This is a genomic window from Streptococcus sp. SK643, assembly GCF_000259505.1.
In the GTDB taxonomy this organism is placed as follows: domain Bacteria; phylum Bacillota; class Bacilli; order Lactobacillales; family Streptococcaceae; genus Streptococcus.
This window is the reverse complement of sequence record NZ_AJMM01000003.1, coordinates 34,906-54,923: the sequence shown is the minus strand read 5'-3', so window position 1 is coordinate 54,923 and position 20,018 is coordinate 34,906. Positions and strand designations below refer to the sequence as shown.

The window sequence follows — 20,018 nt, the reverse complement described above, 5'->3', positions numbered from 1 at the left end:
AAATTGTTCTGGTCTTTTCACCACGGCGACCATTATCTTAGTTTGGCTCGCTTTCGCTCGCCAATATCTGTTAATCTTTTATGGCCTTGCTTCCGATATCTTTTCGGTAAAAGAGGCCTTCTGTTTTTTGTTGGGTGAGTTCTTGGTAGATGATGTCTTGGGCTTCTTTGACAGTGCCTGCTGTGGTGACGAGCATATAGACACGTCCACCGTTTGAGAGCAGTGCTCTGCTATTTTCCGCAAACTTAGCCCCTGCATAGTAGGTGATGATGTCGCCTTCTGTCTTGGCTGGCAATTCAACACCCTTTTCATAGTCTAGCGGGTAACCGTTGGATGCGACAACCACACCCAGAGTCACACCCTTATCCGTCCAAGTGATGTTTGGCTCCTTGCCATTCAGGATATCCGTTATATTTTGTGCAAAGTCAGATGTCAAACGAGGCAGAATAATCTGAGTTTCAGGATCTCCAAAGCGTGCATTAAACTCGATGACCTTAGGTCCATCAGCTGTCAGAATCAAGCCTGCGTAAAGGACACCCAAATAAGGGCGACCTTCCTGAATCATACCTTCAAGAACTGGCTTGACAATAGTCTTAACCGCTGTATCAACTACACTCTGTGGCAAGTGTGGAACTGGTGCATAGGCACCCATCCCACCAGTGTTAGGACCCTTGTCCCCGTCGTAGGCACGTTTGTGGTCCTGAGCTGTTGGCATGATGTAGAACTGGTCGCCATTAACAAAGGCAAAAAGAGAGAACTCCTCTCCAGCTAAGAACTCTTCGATGACAACACGCGCACCTGAATCACCGAATTTATTGTCCAAAAGCATCTCGTGGGCAGCTTCGACCGCTTGCTCAACCGTTTCTGCAACAACAACACCTTTGCCAAGCGCTAATCCATCCGCCTTGACCACGATAGGAGCCCCCTGCTTTTCGATATAGGCCTTGGCTTCCTCAAAGTCCGAGAATGTGCCATAGGCTGCTGTCGGAACACCGTATTTGACCATGATTTCCTTAGCAAAATCCTTGGACCACTCCAGTTCAGCAGCGGCCCTAGTCGGCCCAAAAGCCTTAAGCCCAGCTTGGTTAAAATCATCCACAATGCCAGCAGCAAGGGCATCATCTGGACCGATGAAGGTCCAAGCGATATCGTTGACCTTTGCGAAGTCAATCAACTTAGAATGTTCGGAAATAGAGATGTTTACCAATTCCAAACCATCCAGAGTCATTCCGTCATTTCCAGGAGCCACAAAGACTTTTTCAACGTCTTTTGATTCAAGCAACTTCTTGGCAATCGCATGTTCACGACCACCAGAACCGACAACTAACAGCTTCATCTCTTAACCTCTTTTGCGAATTATTTATTAAAATTATACCATAAATGTTCGTTTTAATCTTGTTTCACTTAGCATTTTAAGCCAAAAAAGGAAAGAAACTGTTTTCTTTCCTTTATATTCTTAATGTCTAAAATGTCTCACACCTGTGAAGACCATGGTCAAGCCATATTTGTCAGCAGCTTCGATGGATTCCTGATCACGGACCGATCCACCGGGCTGGATGATAGCCTTAATACCTGCTTTGGCGATTTCTTCCACATTATCCGCAAATGGGAAGAAGGCATCCGAAGCAAGCACAGCGCCGTCAAGACGGTCTTTAGCTTGGTCAATGGCGATACGAACAGAAGCCACACGGTTAGTCTGACCTGGACCAACACCCAGTGTCATGTGGTCGTTGGTCACAATAATTCCGTTTGATTTGACGTATTTAATAGACTTCCAAGCGAACTCAAGTGCTATCGCTTCTGTCTCAGTTGGTTGGCGTTTGGTCACCACTTGCCAGTCAGCTGGACTTTCTTTGACAACGTCTTGGTTTTGCACCAGAAGTCCACCGACCACACCAGTATATTCAGCTTCCGCTTCACTCGCTTCTTGAGCGTCAAATGGCAAGGCAAGGATACGCAAGTTTTTCTTTTTATTGGTCAAAATAGCTAGCGCCTCATCCGTATAGCTAGGTGCGATGATAATCTCGAGGAAAACACCATGCATCTTCTCAGCTGTCGCAACATCCACCTCACGGTTGAGAACAACAATCCCACCAAAGATGGACACTGGGTCAGACTCATAAGCGTAGTCCCAAGCAGTCTCGACGTCATCAGCCTGACCGATTCCACATGGGTTCATGTGTTTGAGAGCCACAACGGTTGGACGATCTTTGAAATCACGGATAATACGAATGGCCGCATCAGCGTCACGGATATTATTGAATGACAATTCTTTCCCGTTAAGTTGTTTAGCGGATGCAATCGAGTAGTCAGTCGGCAAAGCTTTTTGGTAGAAGTCCGCGTCTTGTTGAGGGTTCTCACCGTAACGCATAGCTTGTTTGAGGTCATAGGTCAAAGTGAGCTTTTCAGGTTTGCTTTCTCCGACTTGAGCTGTGAAATACTCTGCAATCAAGGCGTCATAAGCCGCTGTGTGACGGAAAACCTTGGCCGCTAAACGTTGACGCGTTTCGTAAGTCGTTTCACCATTGGCTGACAATTCGTTAAGCACCACATCATAGTCAGCAGGGTCTACCACAACCGTCACGCTGGCATGATTCTTCGCTGCTGAACGAAGCATAGATGGCCCACCAATATCGATATTCTCCACAGCATCAGCATAAGTCACGTCTGGTTTGAGAATAGTTTCCTTGAATGGGTAAAGGTTGACCACTACAAGGTCAATGAGCTCGATTTGATTGTCTTTGGCCGCTTCCAGGTGACTATCCAAATCACGACGAGCGAGGAGCCCACCGTGGATATTTGGATGAAGGGTCTTAACACGACCATCCATCATTTCTGGAAAACCAGTCACATCATCGATAGCAATGGTGTCCACCCCAGCAGTATCAAGGGCAACCTTGGTTCCACCAGTCGAGATAATCTCCCAACCAAGTTTTTTAAGTTCTTGGGCAAATTCAACAATGCCCGCTTTGTCTGAGACGCTGATCAAAGCTTTTTTCGTCATTCTATTCCTCTTTCTTTAGGTCCAAGCGCATAGCGACTTCGTTATTTTCTTGTATAAATCCTGTTTCCTGAAAACCCAGACTAGTCAGCAGGTGCTTCATTTTTTCATTTCCGGCCACATAATCTGCAATAATATGACTGCAAGCTCTATCCATCTGAGCCTCTTTGATTAGAGCTTCCAAGGCTTTTCGACCATAACCTCTTCCTTGGTATTGCTGACCAATCATTATCCGCCAGATAAAGTATTCCGCTTCATCCTCGTCTATTTCCAACAGGAGAAAGCCAACTACTTGCTTATCCCAATAGATTGCCCTCGGAAACACATCCCCATTCTCTCGGTAGAGCCATGCGTCAGCTAAAGAGCGTACATTTGGAGCCACGAAACGCGCTCGTTCATCAGCTTCAGATATTTTCAAATCCAGCACTGCCTGAAAACTGCTCTCATCTACTAATTTCAAATCAATCATTTTTTCTCCTAGCAATATTGCACAATCAAAACCTGATTTACTTCTTATCTTCTCCCTACCCCTAAACTCTCCAACACTTGAGGATAGAGTTTATACTCTGCTTCATGAATCCGTTCTTCAAAACTGTCAATCGTATCATCAGCCAGCCGTGGTACACGTACTTGTTTGATGACCTTTCCTGTATCTACTCCAGAATCCACCCAGTGAATGGTCACACCAGACTGCTCAACACCTGCATTCCAAGCATCCTCAATTCCGTGAGCTCCTGGAAACTCTGGCAGGTAGGCTGGATGAATGTTGACAATCCGACCTTCATAAGCCGCCAATAAGGTTGGTCCAACGATTTTCATGTAGCCTGCTAGACAAACCAAGTCAATCTGGTGTTCTTCCAAGAGTTCAACAAGCGCTTCTTCGTAGTCTGTCTTGCTCTCAAACTCCTTGAGTTCAAAAGCATAGGATAGAACGCCGAGCTTGTCTGCACGTTCGAGCACATAGGCGTCACGATGGTCTGAAAAGACAAACTCCACTGGAAATTCTTCGGCTATCACCTGAAAATTTGAACCATTACCAGAGGCAAAAACCGCTATTTTTTTCATTTGATGATGACACTTTCGTTTTCTTTCTTGACGATACGACCAATTTCATAGACTGGTTCATCCAACAATTCCTTGACACGGCCTACATTTTCAGGGCTAACTGCAAGCATGAGTCCCACACCCATATTGAAGATTTCAAACATTTCTTCATGCTTGATCTGACCGTATTTTTCAAGGGCTTTGAAGATTGGCAAGACTGGAACTTTGCTTTCCTCAATCTCAGCAGCCAAGTCAGCTGCAAACATTCGAGGGACATTTTCAATAAAGCCACCACCTGTGATGTGGGCAATGCCGTTTACCAAGCCTTCCTTGATGAGTGGCAAGACAGCCTTGACATAGATACGAGTCGGCTCAAGAAGAACTTCCTTGAGTTTCTTGCCTTCCAATTCTGGCAAAATTTCCTCACCTGTGTAATCGGCAAAGACACGGCGAACGAGTGAGTAACCATTGGAGTGAATCCCACTTGAAGCAAGTCCGAGCAGAATATCTCCTTCTGCCACTTTTGAACCGTCAATGATTTGAGATTTTTCAGCCACACCGACTGCAAAACCAGCCAAGTCATAGTCATCTGCACCATACATACCAGGCATTTCAGCCGTTTCCCCACCAATAAGGGCAGCACCAGCCTGCACACAACCTTCTGCTACACCAGCGACGACTTGCTCTAGTTTAGCTGGTTCATTCTTGCCTGTCGCTACGTAGTCAAGGAAATAGAGAGGCTCCGCGCCTGCAGCGATGATATCGTTGACACACATGGCCACACAATCCTGCCCAATCGTGTCATGCTTATCATACTTGATAGCCAGCATGAGCTTGGTTCCGACACCATCAGTTCCTGAGATCAAGACGGGCTCTTTGACACCTGTTTTTGAAAGATCAAACATGCCACCAAAGCCACCAAGAGCTCCCATGACACCTGCACGCTCCGTACGAGCTACGTGCTTTTTGATCCGCTCAACAACTTCATAACCCGCTTCAACATCCACACCAGATTGAGCGTACGCATTTTTATTTGCCATTTTATTTTTCCTTTTCTTTTTTTGGGAAAGACTGCGACGTATTTTTAGATAAACAATTATTTTATCTAATACTCAATGAAAATCAAAGAGCAAACTAGGAAGCTAGCCGCAGGCTGTACTTGAGTACGGCAAGGTGAAGCTGACGTGGTTTGAATTTGATTTTCGAAGAGTATAAAAATACTAGTCAGGGTTCTAGCTTTGCCCCATAGGAGAAAGCGTCTACTGACAAATGCTTTAGCTTTTAGTCAGTAGTGAAACGTGGGACATAAGCATTTTTATTTGTCATTTGTTTATTACTTTTCTTTAATGGAGGATAGGCTACCTATTTATAAAAACTGGTCTTTTCTTCCAAACTTCGACGATAGTCTTCTTCGTAGTCGTAGAGAGGTGTTGGGTAGTCACCGTCAAAGTAAGCGACACAGAGACCACCATTCGGCGCATCTGTTTCAATACCAATCGAATCAATCAATCCTTCAACAGAAAGATAGGTCAGGCTATCCGCCCCAATGATTTGACGCGTTTCTTCAACCGTATGATTTGCCGCAATTAGCTCCTGACGGGTCTGGATATCAATCCCGTAGAAACATGGATAAGCTAGCGCTGGACTACCAATGGCAACGTGAACCTCAGTCGCACCTGCTTCTTTCAGGAGCTGAACGATCCGACGAGAGGTTGTTCCACGTACAATAGAGTCATCAATCATAACCACACGCTTGCCTTTTACAACTCCTGAAACAGCAGAGAGTTTCATCCGCACCCCTTGCTCCCGCAATTCTTGAGTCGGTTGGATAAAGGTACGTTGGGTGTATTGGTTCTTGATGAGGCCCATTTCGTTTGGTAGACCTGATTCTTCCGCAAAGCCCATAGCTGCGCTGAGAGAAGAATTGGGCACACCGACTACGATATCTGCCTCATGCTTGAATTCACGCGCCAATTGGGCACCCATACGTTTACGTGCCGTATGAACATTGACACCATGAATGTTAGAATCAGGGCGAGCAAAATAGATATACTCCATAGAACAGATTGCTAACTGGGTATCATCTGTATAGCTATCATACTGGATTCCCTTGTCATCAATGATCACAATCTCACCTGGCTTTAAATCGCGAATCCATTCTGCACCAATGACTTCAAAAGCACAGGTTTCAGATGACACTACGACTGCTCCGTTAGCCATTTTCCCGATCGAAAGGGGACGGAAACCATTTGGGTCAAGAGCAGCAATTAACTTATCTTCAAACAGCAAGATATAAGCAAAACCACCTTTAACAAGGCTGAGCGCTTCCTTGATTTTGCCCATCAAGTTCGGATTGTGACTGCGACGAATGAGGTGAGCTAAGATTTCCGAGTCCGATGTCGCGCTGAAAATGGCTCCTCTTTGTTCCAATTCTTTCTTGAGAGAGGCTGCATTAGTCAGATTTCCATTATGAGCCAAACCAAACTGCATATCGTGAAAACGGAAGAGGAAGGGCTGGATGTTATCTACAGAAGCTTCGCCAGCAGTCGCATAACGCACATGCCCAATTGCTCCACTTCCTGTCAATTTATCCAAATTAGCAGGATTTTTGAAGACTTCTGATAAAAGCCCCATATCACGATGGCGCTTCAATTTCCCTTGGTCATTGGAGAGGATTCCTGCCCCCTCCTGACCACGGTGCTGAAGACTATGGAGTCCAAAATAGGTCAATTTAGCAGCATCTGGATGTCCCCAGATACCGAAAACACCGCATTCTTCATTAAGAGATTTTACTTCGTATGTCATTTTTTATACCTTTTGTACTTACATTCTAAACTTCAATAATTTTACTGGCTAGTTTGTACACTTTTTTGATTTCTTTATTTTCTACATTCCAACTCTTGATTTCCTCTTTAATTAAATTAGGAAATTTCTTACTTATGTCTCTTAAAGCATTCCCTACCGACTTCCTAACATACTCACTTGTATCTACTTTTAAAGTAGCTATTCGTTTAATAGCCTCGGTAGGATGCTCTCTAAAATATGGCCTGCTTGTCCATCTTCTTAATCCCTCTATTACAGCTCTTCTTATATTTGGATTGTTATGGTTTAACCATTCATCAATGATTGGCAGTGACGTTTCATAACCAGTAGTCTTACAAAACTCATCAAATGCTTTAGCAAGAACTTCCTGAACTCTCCAGTTGTTATCTTTGGAAACTTCATCTCGCATGAATATTAAAATTTCTTTATCGTTTGATAAGTACCCTAAAAGAAACACAGCATACATTCGAACTTGATAAACATCTGATTCATAAGCCAAAAGTGCCAAATTTTTGATATACTCGCTATCATTGGATTTATAATCAGCTAAGGCTTTCTTCTCTTGTTCTTTAAAACCATGTTCTATAAACAAAAAATCTCTTTCTAGCCTTTCAATATACTGAATCATAATATCCTTTTTACAAACTGACTGTTTTATACCTTTTATCTCCCTGTGAAATAACGTACAGCAGACGCGAACAAATGCTGGTCTTTATTTCCTGGAATATTTTGGAAAAGACCATCTTCATAACGTTCTGAATGTCCCATCTTACCGATGATTTGACCATTCTTGCTGGTAATTCCTTCGATGGCATGGACAGAACCATTTGGATTGTACTTAGAATCCATACTTTGTTTGCCTTCGAAGTCCACATATTGGCTAAAGATTTGGCCATTGTCACGGAGCTCTGCAAATTCCTCAGCCGTCACGACAAACTTCCCTTCACCGTGCGAAACAGGAATAGCGTGGATATCGCCCACTTTCACACCAGCAAGCCAAGGTGAATTAGTATTGGCAATACGGGTTTCTACCATCTTAGCTACGTGCTGGTTAGCATCATTATAGAAGAGAGTTGGGCTAGTACTGCTAGCATCCTCGAAGTTCCCATAAGGAAGGAGACCTGATTTAACCAAGGCTTGGAATCCGTTACAGATACCGATAATCAAACCGCCACGAGCGATAAAGCTATCAACGGCTGCACGCACTTTTTCATTGAGAAGGATGTTGACGATAAACTTAGCGGATCCATCTGGCTCATCTGCAGCTGAGAAACCACCTGCAAAGAAGAGTATGTTTGCTTTTCCAATATTATCAACCATAGTTCCAACTGACTTAACTATGGCTTCTTCATTCAAGGTTACAAATGGCACCAAGTTAACCTCTGCACCTTCTTTTTCAAAGGCCTTAGCTGAGTCATATTCTGAGTTGGTTCCTGGGAAGACTGGGATGTAAACAACTGGTTTTTCAATAGTTTCTTTGGCTTTAATGACTGTCTCAGAAGCGATAGCTGGAACTTCTTCCAGCTCTTTCGCTTGGACAAATTCTGTCGGGTAAACTTCTTCTAGTTTCCCTTGGAAGGCACTGTCAAGCTTGTATCCATCTAGCTTCACACCGTTGACAGTCAATGCAAAGTCTGCGTTCGTTTGACCGATCTTCTCTACTCCAGCGATTTCTTCAGGAGAGGTGAAGACAAATCCGCCCAATTGAGCTGTCAAAGCTGTCTCGAGTTCAGGCAAGGTTACCTCTGCACCGATATGATTTCCAAAGGTAGCAAGAGCCAAACTTTCAACCACACCGCCGTATTTGACAGCCGATGCAGATGTTACTTTGTGAGCCTTTTGAATAGCTTCAAACTGAGCAAAGTTAGACTTAATCAAGTCAAAATCAATCTCTGCTGAGAGGGCTTGTCCTGGGATGTAGTAGATGTTTTCCCCAGCAGTTTTGAACTCAGGAGAAAGCACCTTACGGCTATCTGCCGTCGTTACCCCAAAGGCAACCAAGGTTGGCGGTACGGTCAATTCTTCAAAAGTACCAGACATGGAGTCCTTACCACCGATAGATGGTAGACCAAGCTGAATCTGAGCTTCGATAGAGCCTAGGAGAGCAGCTACTGGCTGACCAAAACGCTCAGCTTGTTTGTCCATGCGCTCGAAGTACTCTTGGTAAGAGAAACGAGCCTTAGACCAGTTGGCGCCCGTAGCAACCAAACGAGCAGTTGCTTCGACAACTGCATAAGCAGCACCGTGATATGGAGACCATTCTGCCACATAAGGGTTGAAACCTTGGGCCATGACTGACGCCGTATGGGTCACACCATGTTGAACTGGCAATTTCTGCACAGAAGCCTCAGTTGGCGTCAATTGGTAGCGACCACCAAGTGGGTGATTAACCGTAGAACGACCAACAGAGCAGTCAAAGATAGTCTGCAAACCTTTTTGACTCGCATGATTGAGGTCAGACAGAACCGTAAGTGTATCAACTTCCAGTGTTTCTACGCTTGTTGTACGCTCTTCTGGAAGCTTGACATCCTTGTCCACAACCTTAGCATCGACGACCACACGCACACCGTTTGTATCAAGGAAACGACGTTCCAAGTCGACAATGGTTTCACCATTCCAGTGCATGACTAAATTTGGTTTTTCAGTTACTGTCGCAACAACAACAGCATTAATATTTTCTTTGTTACATTCAACAACAAAGGTATCTACATCTTCAGGACGCACCACAACAGCCATCCGTTCTTGAGATTCAGAGATGGCAATTTCGGTACCATTCAAGCCTTGGTATTTAAGAGGTACCTTGTTGAGGTCGATTTCAAGACCGTCTGCCAATTCACCGATAGCTACACAGACACCGCCTGCCCCAAAGTCATTAGATTTCTTGATGAGACGCGTCACCTCACCATTACGGAAGAGGCGCTGAATCTTGCGTTCCTCGATGGCATTTCCTTTTTGAACTTCAGCTCCAGCAGTCTCCACAGACTCAACCGTTTGAACCTTAGAAGAACCTGTCGCACCACCGACACCATCACGTCCAGTCTTACCTCCAAGGAGGATAATGACATCACCCGCTTCCGGTTTTTCACGGACAACATTGCCCTTAGGAGCTGCACCGACAACGGCACCAAGCTCCATGCGTTTAGCTACAAAGCCTGGGTGGAAGTATTCACGAACGTAGGTTGTTGCAAGCCCAATCTGGTTACCATATGAAGAATACCCATGAGCAGCTGTTTTAGAAATGACTTGTTGGGGCAGCTTACCAGCACGAGTTTCCGAAATCGGTGCTGTAATATCACCCGCACCTGAGATACGCATGGCTTGGTAAACATAAGAACGACCTGATAATGGGTCACGAATGGCTCCACCAATACAGGTAGCAGCACCACCAAATGGCTCAATTTCTGTCGGGTGGTTGTGGGTTTCATTTTTGAACATGAGGAGCCATGGTTCTTTCACACCATCAACATCCACTTCGATTTCAACTGAGCAAGCATTGATTTCGTCTGACACTTCCATATCATCCAAACGTCCATTAGCACGCTCATAACGACCGAAAATAGTCGCCATATCCATCAAGGTTTGCGGTTTTTCCGTACGTCCCAACTCATCACGCATGGAAATGTACTTGTCATATGTTGACTGCAATTGCTTTTGGAATTTAGAAGCTGAAAAGTCGATATGTTTCAACTCTGTCTCAAAAGTCGTGTGACGGCAGTGGTCAGACCAATAAGTGTCCAAAACCTTAAGTTCCGTTTCAGTTGGCACGCGCCCGATTGACTTGAAGTAGTCTTGGATAAAGAGCAAATCATCCACTTCCATAGCTAAACCTTGCTCTCCCTTGTAGGTGGCAAAGTCGCTAGCCCCATAACCTTCAAAGAAAGTCAATTTGGGAATGGTCTTATCCGATTCTGCAAACTCTTGCTTGGCAATCCCGGTCGTGATGTCCTTAAAACGAGAATCAACTGGATTGAGCAAGTAGTTCTTGACCGCTTCTAATTCCGTCACATCGATATCTTTATTCACCAAGTAAAGTTGGGCTGTATTGACCGTCACATCACTCGAACTTCCCAGCAAAAGCAAAGCTTCCTGTGAAGAAGCTGCACGCTGGTCAAACTGACCAGGTAGGCTTTCAATAGCAAAGAAAGCATAGTTAGCAAGATCCGCCTGCACAGCCGCTTCTTCCAAAACATGGTCTGTCACCTGCTCAGAGAAAATGTGTTTCTCTGCAGGTGCAAACAGGTCCTCTGCCAAGTCAAATACATCATAAACTTGCACGATGCGAATACTTTTCAAACTTGAAAGCCCCAAGTTATGCTGAAGTTCTCTAACCAAACTCTCTGACTTGACCTGAAAATCAGCCTTTTTTTCAACAAAAATACGTTTATCCATCAATTCTTATTCCTTTATTTCAGCTCTTGCAATGTTTCCAAACGACGTTAAGAGTCTTGTACACAGATTATTTCAACCCCTGCAACTTTTCCCAAACAATCCCATAAACATCTGTTAATTCACCTAGACCTCTACGGAAAACATCCTTGTCCATGTGGTTGCCATCCGCATCCCACAAACGGCAGTTATCTGGTGAAAATTCATCTGCTAAGATAATCTTGCCATCCTTGTCAAAACCGAACTCTAGCTTAAAGTCAATCAACTTGAGGCCAATCTCAGCAAACCAGCCTTTCAAAAGTTCATTGATACGACGCGTTTCTTCCTTCAAGTAAGCAATCTGCTGGTCATCCGCAATTTTAAGGAATTTCACATGCTCGTCATTGATAAATGGATCATCCAAATCATCATTTTTGTAGTAAAACTCAACAATCGGAGTCTCAAATGCGATACCTTCGTCTACGCCAAAACGTTTTGAAAAGGAACCAGCCGTGTAATTACGAAGCACGACTTCTAGAGGAATAATCTCAACCTTTTTATTGAGTTGTTCCGTGTCCGAAAGTTTCTCCACAAAGTGAGTCGCCACACCAGCCGCATTTAATTTTTCAAAAATAAAAGATGAAATCTGATTATTCAAGACTCCCTTACCTGCAATCTGCTCCTTCTTGACACCATTGAAAGCAGTCGCTTGGTCCTTGTAAGTTGAAATAATAAGATTTTCATCCTCAGTTGTATAGATATCTTTAGCTTTTCCCGAATAGATCAATTGTTTTGACATTTTAAAGTTCGCCTTTCGTATTACTTGAGCACATTTTACCACAAAAAACATAAAACTACAAGAATTTAACCGAATAAATAACAGATTTACTTCAAAAATCATAAAGAAAAAACTGCAAGAAGAACCTTTCTCACAGTTTTAAAATCATTTAACTCTAAAAAAACACGAACATTACTCTTTGTTCAAAAATTGATCCAAATAATAACGTAGGTAACTTTTCTTGCCCGTAATCATCTGTAGGCGACCTTCCACCCCGTACCGAAGTTTTTCAGCCTGCTCAGCAGTCAGATCGGTTTCCGCCTCGATTTTAAAGAAATTCCCTCTTTCAGTCTTGGTAGCTGTCGCATCTATGCTGGTAATCGTAGAATCCAAGAAAAGTTGATTCTTGGCATCATGAGTCGTAGTATAGCGAACAGAATCACCGACCTTGATTCTTGCTACATCTTTTGAACTTAGATAAGCTGTAAGTTTGGCTTTCCCTTCTTTTTCCAAGGACGGATAGAGTTGGGCTAGCAGGGTCCCCTCTGCAACCATGGTAGAATCACTGGTCTCAGGATTAAGATGAAGCACCCCATCTTCACTAGCCGTAATTTTCCCCTTGTCTAAAAGATTTCCCTGTACCTTCTTACCTGACTCTGCCTCCAAGATTTTCTGGTCTAGAAGTGTCAATTCCTGACCAACCTTTGCCAAGTGTTGTGATTTTAGGGACTCCAATTGACTGCTTAAGCCTGACGCGTAGGCTTGCTGGGTACCCGAACCTGCATACTGGACACGGTAAGTAGCAAGACTGGATTCTAACTGAGAAAGCTGTGCTTCAACCTGCGCAACTGCCTGAGACTTAGCTTGCGGATTTTCCTCGCCCTGAGACTTGTAGGACTGGTAGAGAGAGTAAGCTAGATTCTGACTGGCCAAGGAAGCACCTGTTTCAATAGCTGATTTAGCTGTTTGGTAATCGCGAATTTTAGCCTCTGTTTGGCTGATGAGGTTGCCGATTTCGGCTTGGGTTTGGCTAGCTGCTGCATTCTGGGATGCGATGGTCTCATTTTGTTGCGATGTACTAGCCCTAAGACTAGCTGCTTGGCCAAGGTAGTCGCGAAAGGTGGCTTGGTAGCCAAACTTATCCTCCTCTGGAAATTGGTTTTCCCCTTCTTGTAGACTCTTCTGCAAATACTCCAATTGCTTTTTTTGATCCTTAAGCATGTCCAACTGACTAACATATGCCTCCGCTTGGACACCCTCTGCCCCTTCCTGGTATTGAACCAAAATATCCCCCTGCTTAACCAGCTTATTTTCCTCCAAATGATTGACAAGAATGCGATTATTGCTAGTAGACTGGATACTTGCAAGAATACGACTAGGCTCAACAGTCGCTCTGGTAGACAAACTCATCTCCTTCTCTGCAAAAGTTGCAAAGCCAAGTAAAAACACGAGCAGAAGGGACATGGGTACAATCACCCGACTGGAAAAATTATGGTAACGACGATTATAAAACTCCGCACTTTCTAAAAATTCTGGTTTCATCCTCTTCCCTTTCTAGCTATTGACCAAATGGGCATAAAAGCCACCCTGTGCAAGCAAATCAGCATGCTTTCCTTCTTCGACAATCTTTCCTTGATCCAAGACAACAACCTTCTCTGTCCGCTCTGCAATGGTCAAACGGTGAGCAATGAAAATCAAGGTCTTGTCTAAAGCCATAAGATTATCTACAATCCGCTTCTCTGTCAAAATATCCAAACTGCTAGTCGCCTCATCCAAAATCAAGACCGGCGCATCTGTCAAGAGAGCACGCGCCAGAGCGATTCTCTGACGTTGACCACCTGAAATCCCTGCCCCATCCGAAGTCAATTCTGTCTGGTAATTCAGTGGCATGCGCTCGATATCCTCCCGAATCTCTGCCAACTCAACTGCTCGTAAGATATCTTCCTGAGTCGTCCCCTCCTTGGCTCCCAAAAGAAGATTGTCCAAAATCGTTCCGTTAAATACATAGGACTGTTGAGGCAGATAGTTGATGTACTGGCGCAGAGCATTTTTATCAATCTGATTGAGATTGACACCACCCAGACTAATCTCTCCCTGACTAGGGTCGTAAAAATTAACCATCATCTTGGCCAAGGTCGTCTTACCTGACCCTGAAATCCCCACAAAAGCCACCTTAGAACCTTGAGGAATGGTCAAATTGATATCAGATAAGACGTCTCGACCATAGCCATACTTGTAGGAAATCTGCTTGAAGTCCATATCTCCCTTCATCAAGCTCAAATCCTCGACCGTTTTCTTCTCCTCAAACTCAGAAGCTACCAGATAAACCTCATTCAGACGGTTATTGGCAACCTGCGCTGTCTGAAGCTTGGTTTGCAGATTGATGATATTTTCCAAAGGATTGGTAAAGTAAACAAGCAAGGTATTATAGGTAATCAACTGCCCTAAACTCATCTTGCCATCCATGACCAGAACAGCCCCCATCCAGAGAATGACGACATTGAGCAAGAGATGGGCAACTTTTTTCAGAGCCTTTTGCTGACTCTCTGCCCGACTATAGGTAAAGGATTTTTTCAGATAATCTACAAATTCCTTGTCAATCTTTTGGTAACGCTGACTTTCACTAGTCAAGGACTTGATCGTCTCAATACCATTGATGTCCTCAATGATAGAAGAAGACAGAACCGCATTTGCTTCCATGGTATCCCGATTCATCTTTTCAAACGGCTTCATAAAGGCAAAGATAATCACTGTATAGATAGGAAGCGCCAATAAAGTCATGAAAAAGAGATTGGTATTTTGTGAAAATAAAACAAGGGAAATAATGACAACCGTTGATACATCTAGGAAAATCGAAAGAATAGTCGAAGCCAGTGCATCGATGATACTATTAGCATCTGTAAAACGAGACACGATTTCCCCTGTCCTGCGTGTCGCAAAGAAGGACATCGGTAGGTGAAAAACATGCTTGATATAGGACAAAATCACGTCAATTGACAACCGTTGCCCCAGAACAAGCAAGAGATACTCCTGAGCATAAGACAAGATCTGCTGGAGGATATAGACGATGACCAGCCCAATAGAAATAATTCCCAGCGTCGAACGCATCTGATCTGGCACATAGGTATCAATGATAGACTGCAGATAATAAGAACCCATAATGTTAATCAAGGTTACCAAGAGTGTCGCCAAAACGATATTAGCAATCAAGCCACGTTGCTTCACTAATATAGGGATAAAAGAGAGCAAGCCATTCTTTTGATCCTTATGAGGCTTGTAGTCTGGACTAGGTGCCATAAACAGAGTCACTCCTGTCTATTCTTCCGCAAAACGCTCACGTGGCAGTTTGGTCAATTTCACCCCAGGATCTGGATCGGCAATATGAATGCTATCCTTATCCTGCCCAGTCACCACATAGTAGTGGAGCAATTTCCCCTCCTTAAGCACATGGGCAACAAAAGGAAAGGTCAAATCTGGCAAGTCAAATAGCGTCATATCCGCCTTAATTGCTCGCGTCTCAAAGCCAATTGCCTCTGCCACCTTGACCAAGCCCAAAGCCGTCGTCCCATCCATGGTCGTCTTTGCCAATTCTCGTAAGTGAGCCAAAGAATAATAGCTACCATAGTAGCCAAAAACCATGGCTAATGAAGCTACACCGCAGTCCATCTGATCCACCTGCGGACGATAGTGACGTTTCCCAAATTTCATCTTCATCTCCTTTTTCCTAATACTCAATGAAAATCAAAGAGCAAACTAGGAAGCTAGCCGCAGGTTGCTCAAAGCACTGCTTTGAGGTTGTAGATAAGGCTGACGAAGTCAGCTCAAAACACTGTTTTGAGGTCGTGGATAGAACTGACAGAGTCAGTATCATATATCTACGGCAAGGCGACGTTGACGTGGTTTGAAGAGATTTTCGAAGACTATGATTTTTCTAATTTCATTATATCCCCTATTTCTCCTCAGATTTCTCCTGTCCCTAGAAAGACTAAATCTGTTCCTAAACGGTCGCTTGAACCAAAGAAAAAATTCCAAAGCAAGTGCCTTGGAACTCCTATATATACTCAACAATCATTTTTGTCATATCAAGAGTCATTGGTTGATAATATACATCAGGGTGCTTATTATGGCTCTATACGATTTGTAGTGAGTAAATCCTATCTGTATATTATGAAGCCTATTTTTGTGTAGAAAAAAGTCCCATATGACCTATCATGAAAAGCGACAAAACAACGCATTAGAAAGATTCATATGGAACCATTACATTTTATTACACAACTACTCGATATTAAAGACCCTAATATCCAATTTGTGGATGTTGTTAATAAGGATACCCACAAGGAAATCATCGCTAAACTGGATTATGAGGCTCCATCTTGCCCTGATTGCGGAAGCCAAATGAAGAAATATGATTTTCAAAAACCATCTAAGGTCCCTTACCTCGAAACGACTGGTATGCCTACTAGAATTCTTCTTAAAAAGCGTTGATTCAAGTGCTATCAGCTCTTGCTTTTCCACTTTCAGAATAAAGAGTCTGACAAATTTTTCGGACTCATCGAGGACAATCTAAAGAAGGTTCATCTTTTCTTTCAGACTATCTTTAAAACCTCTCTTAAGGACAAAGAGAAAATCCTTAATTCCCTTCAGTTACACTATTCCAACGCCAAACTGGAAGTAACCAATAATCTCATCAAACTTATCAAACGAAATACATTTGGTTTCAGGAACTTTGAAAACTTCAAAAAACGGATTTTTATCGCTCTGAACATCAAAAAAGAAAGGACGAAATTTATCCTTTCTAGATCTTAGCTTTTCTTCAACCCACTACAGTTGACAAAGAGCCGAGTTTTTCACCCTGCAGAAATCAGACTCATTCACTTAGTATTCAGGGCTTTAAAGGTTCTCCCTCAGTTCGTCGAGCACTTGACGCCAAGCTTGAACAATCCTTTCTCTCAAATAGTTCCTTGCGAGATCATAAGAAGCCTGGTGCATAGACTTCAAGTCATTTTCTAAGATAAAAACGAGCTTCTCTGCCATGTCAGCAACCAATTCTTCTTCATTTCTATCCAAACCACATGGGACTAGATAACCATTTTTTCCATCCTGAATGAAGGTTGGATTACCATAGCGAGCATCAAAACCAAGTAAGACCAAACCCGAACCAATGGCTTCCATCAGGGTTAAACCAAAGGTTTCCCACTGGGAAGTCGTGATATAAACTTGATACTGGGGATAAATAGACTCTAAATCTGCATGTCCTCGAAGTAAGATATAATCATCCGCATGAAGATCTTGGATAAGCTGGCGCAAAGTAGGCTCCTCTCCTCCTTTACCAAAGATATGAAATTGCAAAGTGGGCACCCTTTGATGGGCCAAAGCAACCGCCCGAATGGCTAAATCAATTCTTTTACGAGGATCCAGGCGAGATGCTGTCATCAAGCTCAGAGGTTGGCGAGGGGACGATGGTTGCTGTAACTGATCCAAATGTCCGACAGGAAGTACATAAATAGGAAGTACATCTATACCTTGCTTTTTAAAGGTTTCTAATAAGACCTCTTTTTGAAGTTCTGTTGCTGTTAGCAGGAAGTCAAAGCGTTGCATATATTTAAATACATAATAGTACTCATAATTAAGAGAACCATTCAAAAATTCATGCTCCGAGTGAAAGACAAACCCTAAGTGAGCAGAAGTCTTTTGCTCAAGAATGGGGCGGGAAAAGTCCATTAAGGATGCTCGATCAAGCAAGAGAATATCCTCTTTCCCTAAATCAAGTCGAGCAAGAAAACGTTCCAACACTTGAGTTTGAGTCAATAAAATTTCCCTTCCCAATTGATAAAACCAGTCTTGTCCCTGCTTGATTTCCTGAAAAGCTACTCTACCATTTTGATGGTGATAGGTTCGTCGAACGATGATCCCACCTACAAAGTATTCTGTAACTATTTTTTTAGCTCCATACCACTCCCGTTTAACCATAGAACCTCTCACTAGATAATCAACATAGCGGACACAGCCTTGATGATAAGGATCTAAAGTAAAGACCAGTAATTGATCATTAGAAATCTGGTAATGGGCCTCAGTCTCCGTCTTTTTCACCAAGTCTAGTCGCGTTAGCTGAAAGTCCGTTTGTAGAGCCTCGACTGTGACAGAAGGAACACTGATTTCTTGATCTGTAAAGCTGAGATAGGCGTATAAGAGTTCTTCATCCTTGTGGCCAAGTGAGAGATAATAGGCTAACTTCTGAGGACTAGGCCAGGTCGTAAAGACAAATCGTGCTGGCTCCTGCAACTGACGAAGCATAATTGCCCGAGAAGCCTGAGCCACATCTACCCCATTTGGTTCATATCCCAGCAAGAGATTAAAGGTATAAATAGTCATTTGGCTTCCTCCCCTCGACAATTGAAGAATGCAAGCAAGTCTTCTTTTCTAGCCAATTGCAAGATGACTCTTTGTTCCTCAATCCGATTAGTAAACTCTTCTGGTGATTGCAACACATCTTTGATCTTTTCTAGTAATAAATCGCTAGATGCGAGGACAGTTGGTAATTTTTTGTAAGACTCATAATGAACAGTCGTGTTTAATCCAAGAATTAGCTACCCACTCTCAATCGCTCTCATAGAGGCTGCTAAAACTTCCTGACCATGGTTCAAATCCAAATATAGCGAGCAGCTTGCCAATAACTCCTGAAAACTCTCCTCTGAGCAATTCGGATGGAGATGAAGATTAGGAATAGAGCTTAAATTGGTTAATTTGGGTCCCATGTTGGTCAGGGCTGCAACATGAAAGTCCACTCCGGGAAGACTTTCTACCAAGTAGGCCAAGCTTTCCACTTCTTCTGATGCTGTCATGATCAAAGCCTTAGTTTGAAAGGTAATTGTCCCAGGATCAACCAATCCAGCCACATAGTGAAAGTCCGCTTTTCGATCTTCAGGAGCATAGTAATTCAAGATGAGTATCTGCTTGACTTGTTTTTGAAGGTCTCCTAAATTCTCTTGGTGAGGACTACAAAAAATCAGGTCTTCCTTTCCAAGTTCTTGTAGGAGGGGAACTACCTTCGAATCCAAACAGATAAGGGGTTCCTGACCAGAAAGGGCCTTATCGAATAGAGCTCGTCTCAACTCCTCCTCATTAGCATAAAGCTGATCTCGACCAGACTTTTTCTGATAGAGGAAATACCCTTCTTTGACAAAATGATGCAAGACCTCTTCCTGATTTCGATTGTAGTAAATTTCCAGGTAGGTTTGTCCATCTTCTTCCAACAGTCGTTTACGGCTTCTCCAACCATAACGATTGTAATCTTCAATAGTCAGGACAGTATCCCCCTCACCCAGCCACTCCACATACTCTACGGTTCGTGATTGGATATCTTTTCGTAAGATTATATTTCCTCGTCTTTTCTGACCATCAAAAATATAGGTCGTAATCCCCATAGTCCATGGCTCCCAATAATCAGGAACAGGTAAGTCATTAAAAAAGAGGGGCTGCCCCTCCCTAGAGCTGGGATCTGTATAGGTCAAGAGGGAAGCCAAACTATCTTCACCTAGCCCCAAATCTGTTTCCAAATTGGTAAACAGGACCTGATAAGACTGCCCCAAGATAGCCAGTAGCTTTCTGACTTTTTCCAACTCTCTATTATTTTCTGGTGCAATAACTAGCATAAGAATCCTTTCTAAAAAGGAGCCCATTAACTAAGAATCTAGGGCTCCAACAAACCTAAGTTTATACGGGCACATTGATAAGTTTCTGTTTCTTGTAGCTGGGCTTCTTAAAGCTTTTCAATCGCTCGCTTCAACCTTGTCTTGTAGATATAGCGATGCAAAGTCAGATCATATCCCATCATTCCTAAAAGAGCCAGCTTTTCATTTTTTGCTTCCATTTCATCCAGGACGCGCTTCTCAGTCCAGACCTGGGATAAGGTGTCCTCTCTTCCGACCCGATACCAGTAGATACACTTCTCTGTATGAATAACACGCTCAGCCTTAAGCAAGAACTTGTACATTAGGAAGTTATCCT

General features: G+C 43.3%; 13 protein-coding genes and 2 pseudogenes. 1 reads left to right on the top strand and 14 read right to left on the bottom strand.

What is annotated here, in order from left to right:
- Window positions 1-70: 70 nt before the first annotated feature.
- The 11 genes and pseudogenes from purD to comA form a co-directional block, all read right to left on the bottom strand.
- Window positions 71-1,336, bottom strand: coding sequence for a phosphoribosylamine--glycine ligase (purD, locus tag HMPREF1117_RS02960; protein WP_000772214.1), 1,266 nt, complete (start codon window positions 1,334-1,336; stop codon window positions 71-73).
- 120 nt (window positions 1,337-1,456) lie between these two features.
- A complete protein-coding gene (gene purH / locus HMPREF1117_RS02955) occupies window positions 1,457-3,004 on the bottom strand; it encodes a bifunctional phosphoribosylaminoimidazolecarboxamide formyltransferase/IMP cyclohydrolase (protein ID WP_000161902.1) in 1,548 nt (515 codons plus the stop codon).
- A 1-nt stretch (window position 3,005) separates the two neighbouring features.
- A complete protein-coding gene (locus HMPREF1117_RS02950; protein ID WP_000566244.1) occupies window positions 3,006-3,470 on the bottom strand; it encodes a GNAT family N-acetyltransferase in 465 nt (154 codons plus the stop codon).
- A gap of 44 nt (window positions 3,471-3,514) precedes the next feature.
- Window positions 3,515-4,066 carry a phosphoribosylglycinamide formyltransferase gene (gene purN, locus HMPREF1117_RS02945; protein WP_000717489.1) on the bottom strand — a complete coding sequence of 184 codons (552 nt, stop codon included), beginning with the start codon at window positions 4,064-4,066 and terminating at the stop codon, window positions 3,515-3,517.
- Complete coding sequence (purM, locus tag HMPREF1117_RS02940; RefSeq protein ID WP_001284579.1) at window positions 4,063-5,085, bottom strand: phosphoribosylformylglycinamidine cyclo-ligase; 1,023 nt, start codon at window positions 5,083-5,085, stop codon at window positions 4,063-4,065. The genes purN and purM overlap by 4 nt, the downstream gene beginning before the upstream one ends.
- Window positions 5,086-5,407: 322 nt before the next feature.
- Window positions 5,408-6,850 carry an amidophosphoribosyltransferase gene (purF, locus tag HMPREF1117_RS02935; RefSeq protein WP_000220608.1) on the bottom strand — a complete coding sequence of 481 codons (1,443 nt, stop codon included), beginning with the start codon at window positions 6,848-6,850 and terminating at the stop codon, window positions 5,408-5,410.
- A gap of 25 nt (window positions 6,851-6,875) precedes the next feature.
- Window positions 6,876-7,496 carry a DNA alkylation repair protein gene (locus HMPREF1117_RS02930; protein WP_000617031.1) on the bottom strand — a complete coding sequence of 207 codons (621 nt, stop codon included), beginning with the start codon at window positions 7,494-7,496 and terminating at the stop codon, window positions 6,876-6,878.
- Between the two features lie 35 nt (window positions 7,497-7,531).
- The gene (locus tag HMPREF1117_RS02925; RefSeq protein WP_000361199.1) at window positions 7,532-11,257 is read right to left on the bottom strand and encodes a phosphoribosylformylglycinamidine synthase; all 3,726 of its coding nucleotides are present in this window, start codon (window positions 11,255-11,257) and stop codon (window positions 7,532-7,534) included.
- Between the two features lie 67 nt (window positions 11,258-11,324).
- The gene (gene purC / locus HMPREF1117_RS02920; protein WP_000043281.1) at window positions 11,325-12,032 is read right to left on the bottom strand and encodes a phosphoribosylaminoimidazolesuccinocarboxamide synthase; all 708 of its coding nucleotides are present in this window, start codon (window positions 12,030-12,032) and stop codon (window positions 11,325-11,327) included.
- A gap of 171 nt (window positions 12,033-12,203) precedes the next feature.
- Window positions 12,204-13,553: a competence pheromone export protein ComB gene (gene comB, locus HMPREF1117_RS02915; RefSeq protein WP_000801598.1), complete on the bottom strand. Its 1,350-nt coding sequence runs from the start codon at window positions 13,551-13,553 to the stop codon at window positions 12,204-12,206.
- A 12-nt stretch (window positions 13,554-13,565) separates the two neighbouring features.
- A pseudogene (gene comA / locus HMPREF1117_RS11360) lies at window positions 13,566-15,719 on the bottom strand (peptide cleavage/export ABC transporter ComA).
- A gap of 540 nt (window positions 15,720-16,259) precedes the next feature.
- Between comA and HMPREF1117_RS11455 the strand changes: the two are divergent.
- A pseudogene (locus HMPREF1117_RS11455) lies at window positions 16,260-16,817 on the top strand (transposase).
- A gap of 84 nt (window positions 16,818-16,901) precedes the next feature.
- Here HMPREF1117_RS11455 and HMPREF1117_RS02890 read toward each other — a convergent pair.
- The 3 genes from HMPREF1117_RS02890 to HMPREF1117_RS02880 form a co-directional block, all read right to left on the bottom strand.
- The gene (locus HMPREF1117_RS02890; RefSeq protein ID WP_000158490.1) at window positions 16,902-18,383 is read right to left on the bottom strand and encodes a glycosyltransferase; all 1,482 of its coding nucleotides are present in this window, start codon (window positions 18,381-18,383) and stop codon (window positions 16,902-16,904) included.
- A gap of 215 nt (window positions 18,384-18,598) precedes the next feature.
- Window positions 18,599-19,663 (bottom strand): hypothetical protein, encoded by a 1,065-nt coding sequence (locus tag HMPREF1117_RS02885; protein ID WP_000960136.1) that lies wholly within the window; start codon window positions 19,661-19,663, stop codon window positions 18,599-18,601.
- 107 nt (window positions 19,664-19,770) lie between these two features.
- On the bottom strand, window positions 19,771-20,004 hold the full coding sequence (locus tag HMPREF1117_RS02880) for a hypothetical protein (RefSeq protein ID WP_000276405.1): 234 nt from the start codon (window positions 20,002-20,004) through the stop codon (window positions 19,771-19,773).
- Window positions 20,005-20,018 lie beyond the last annotated feature (14 nt).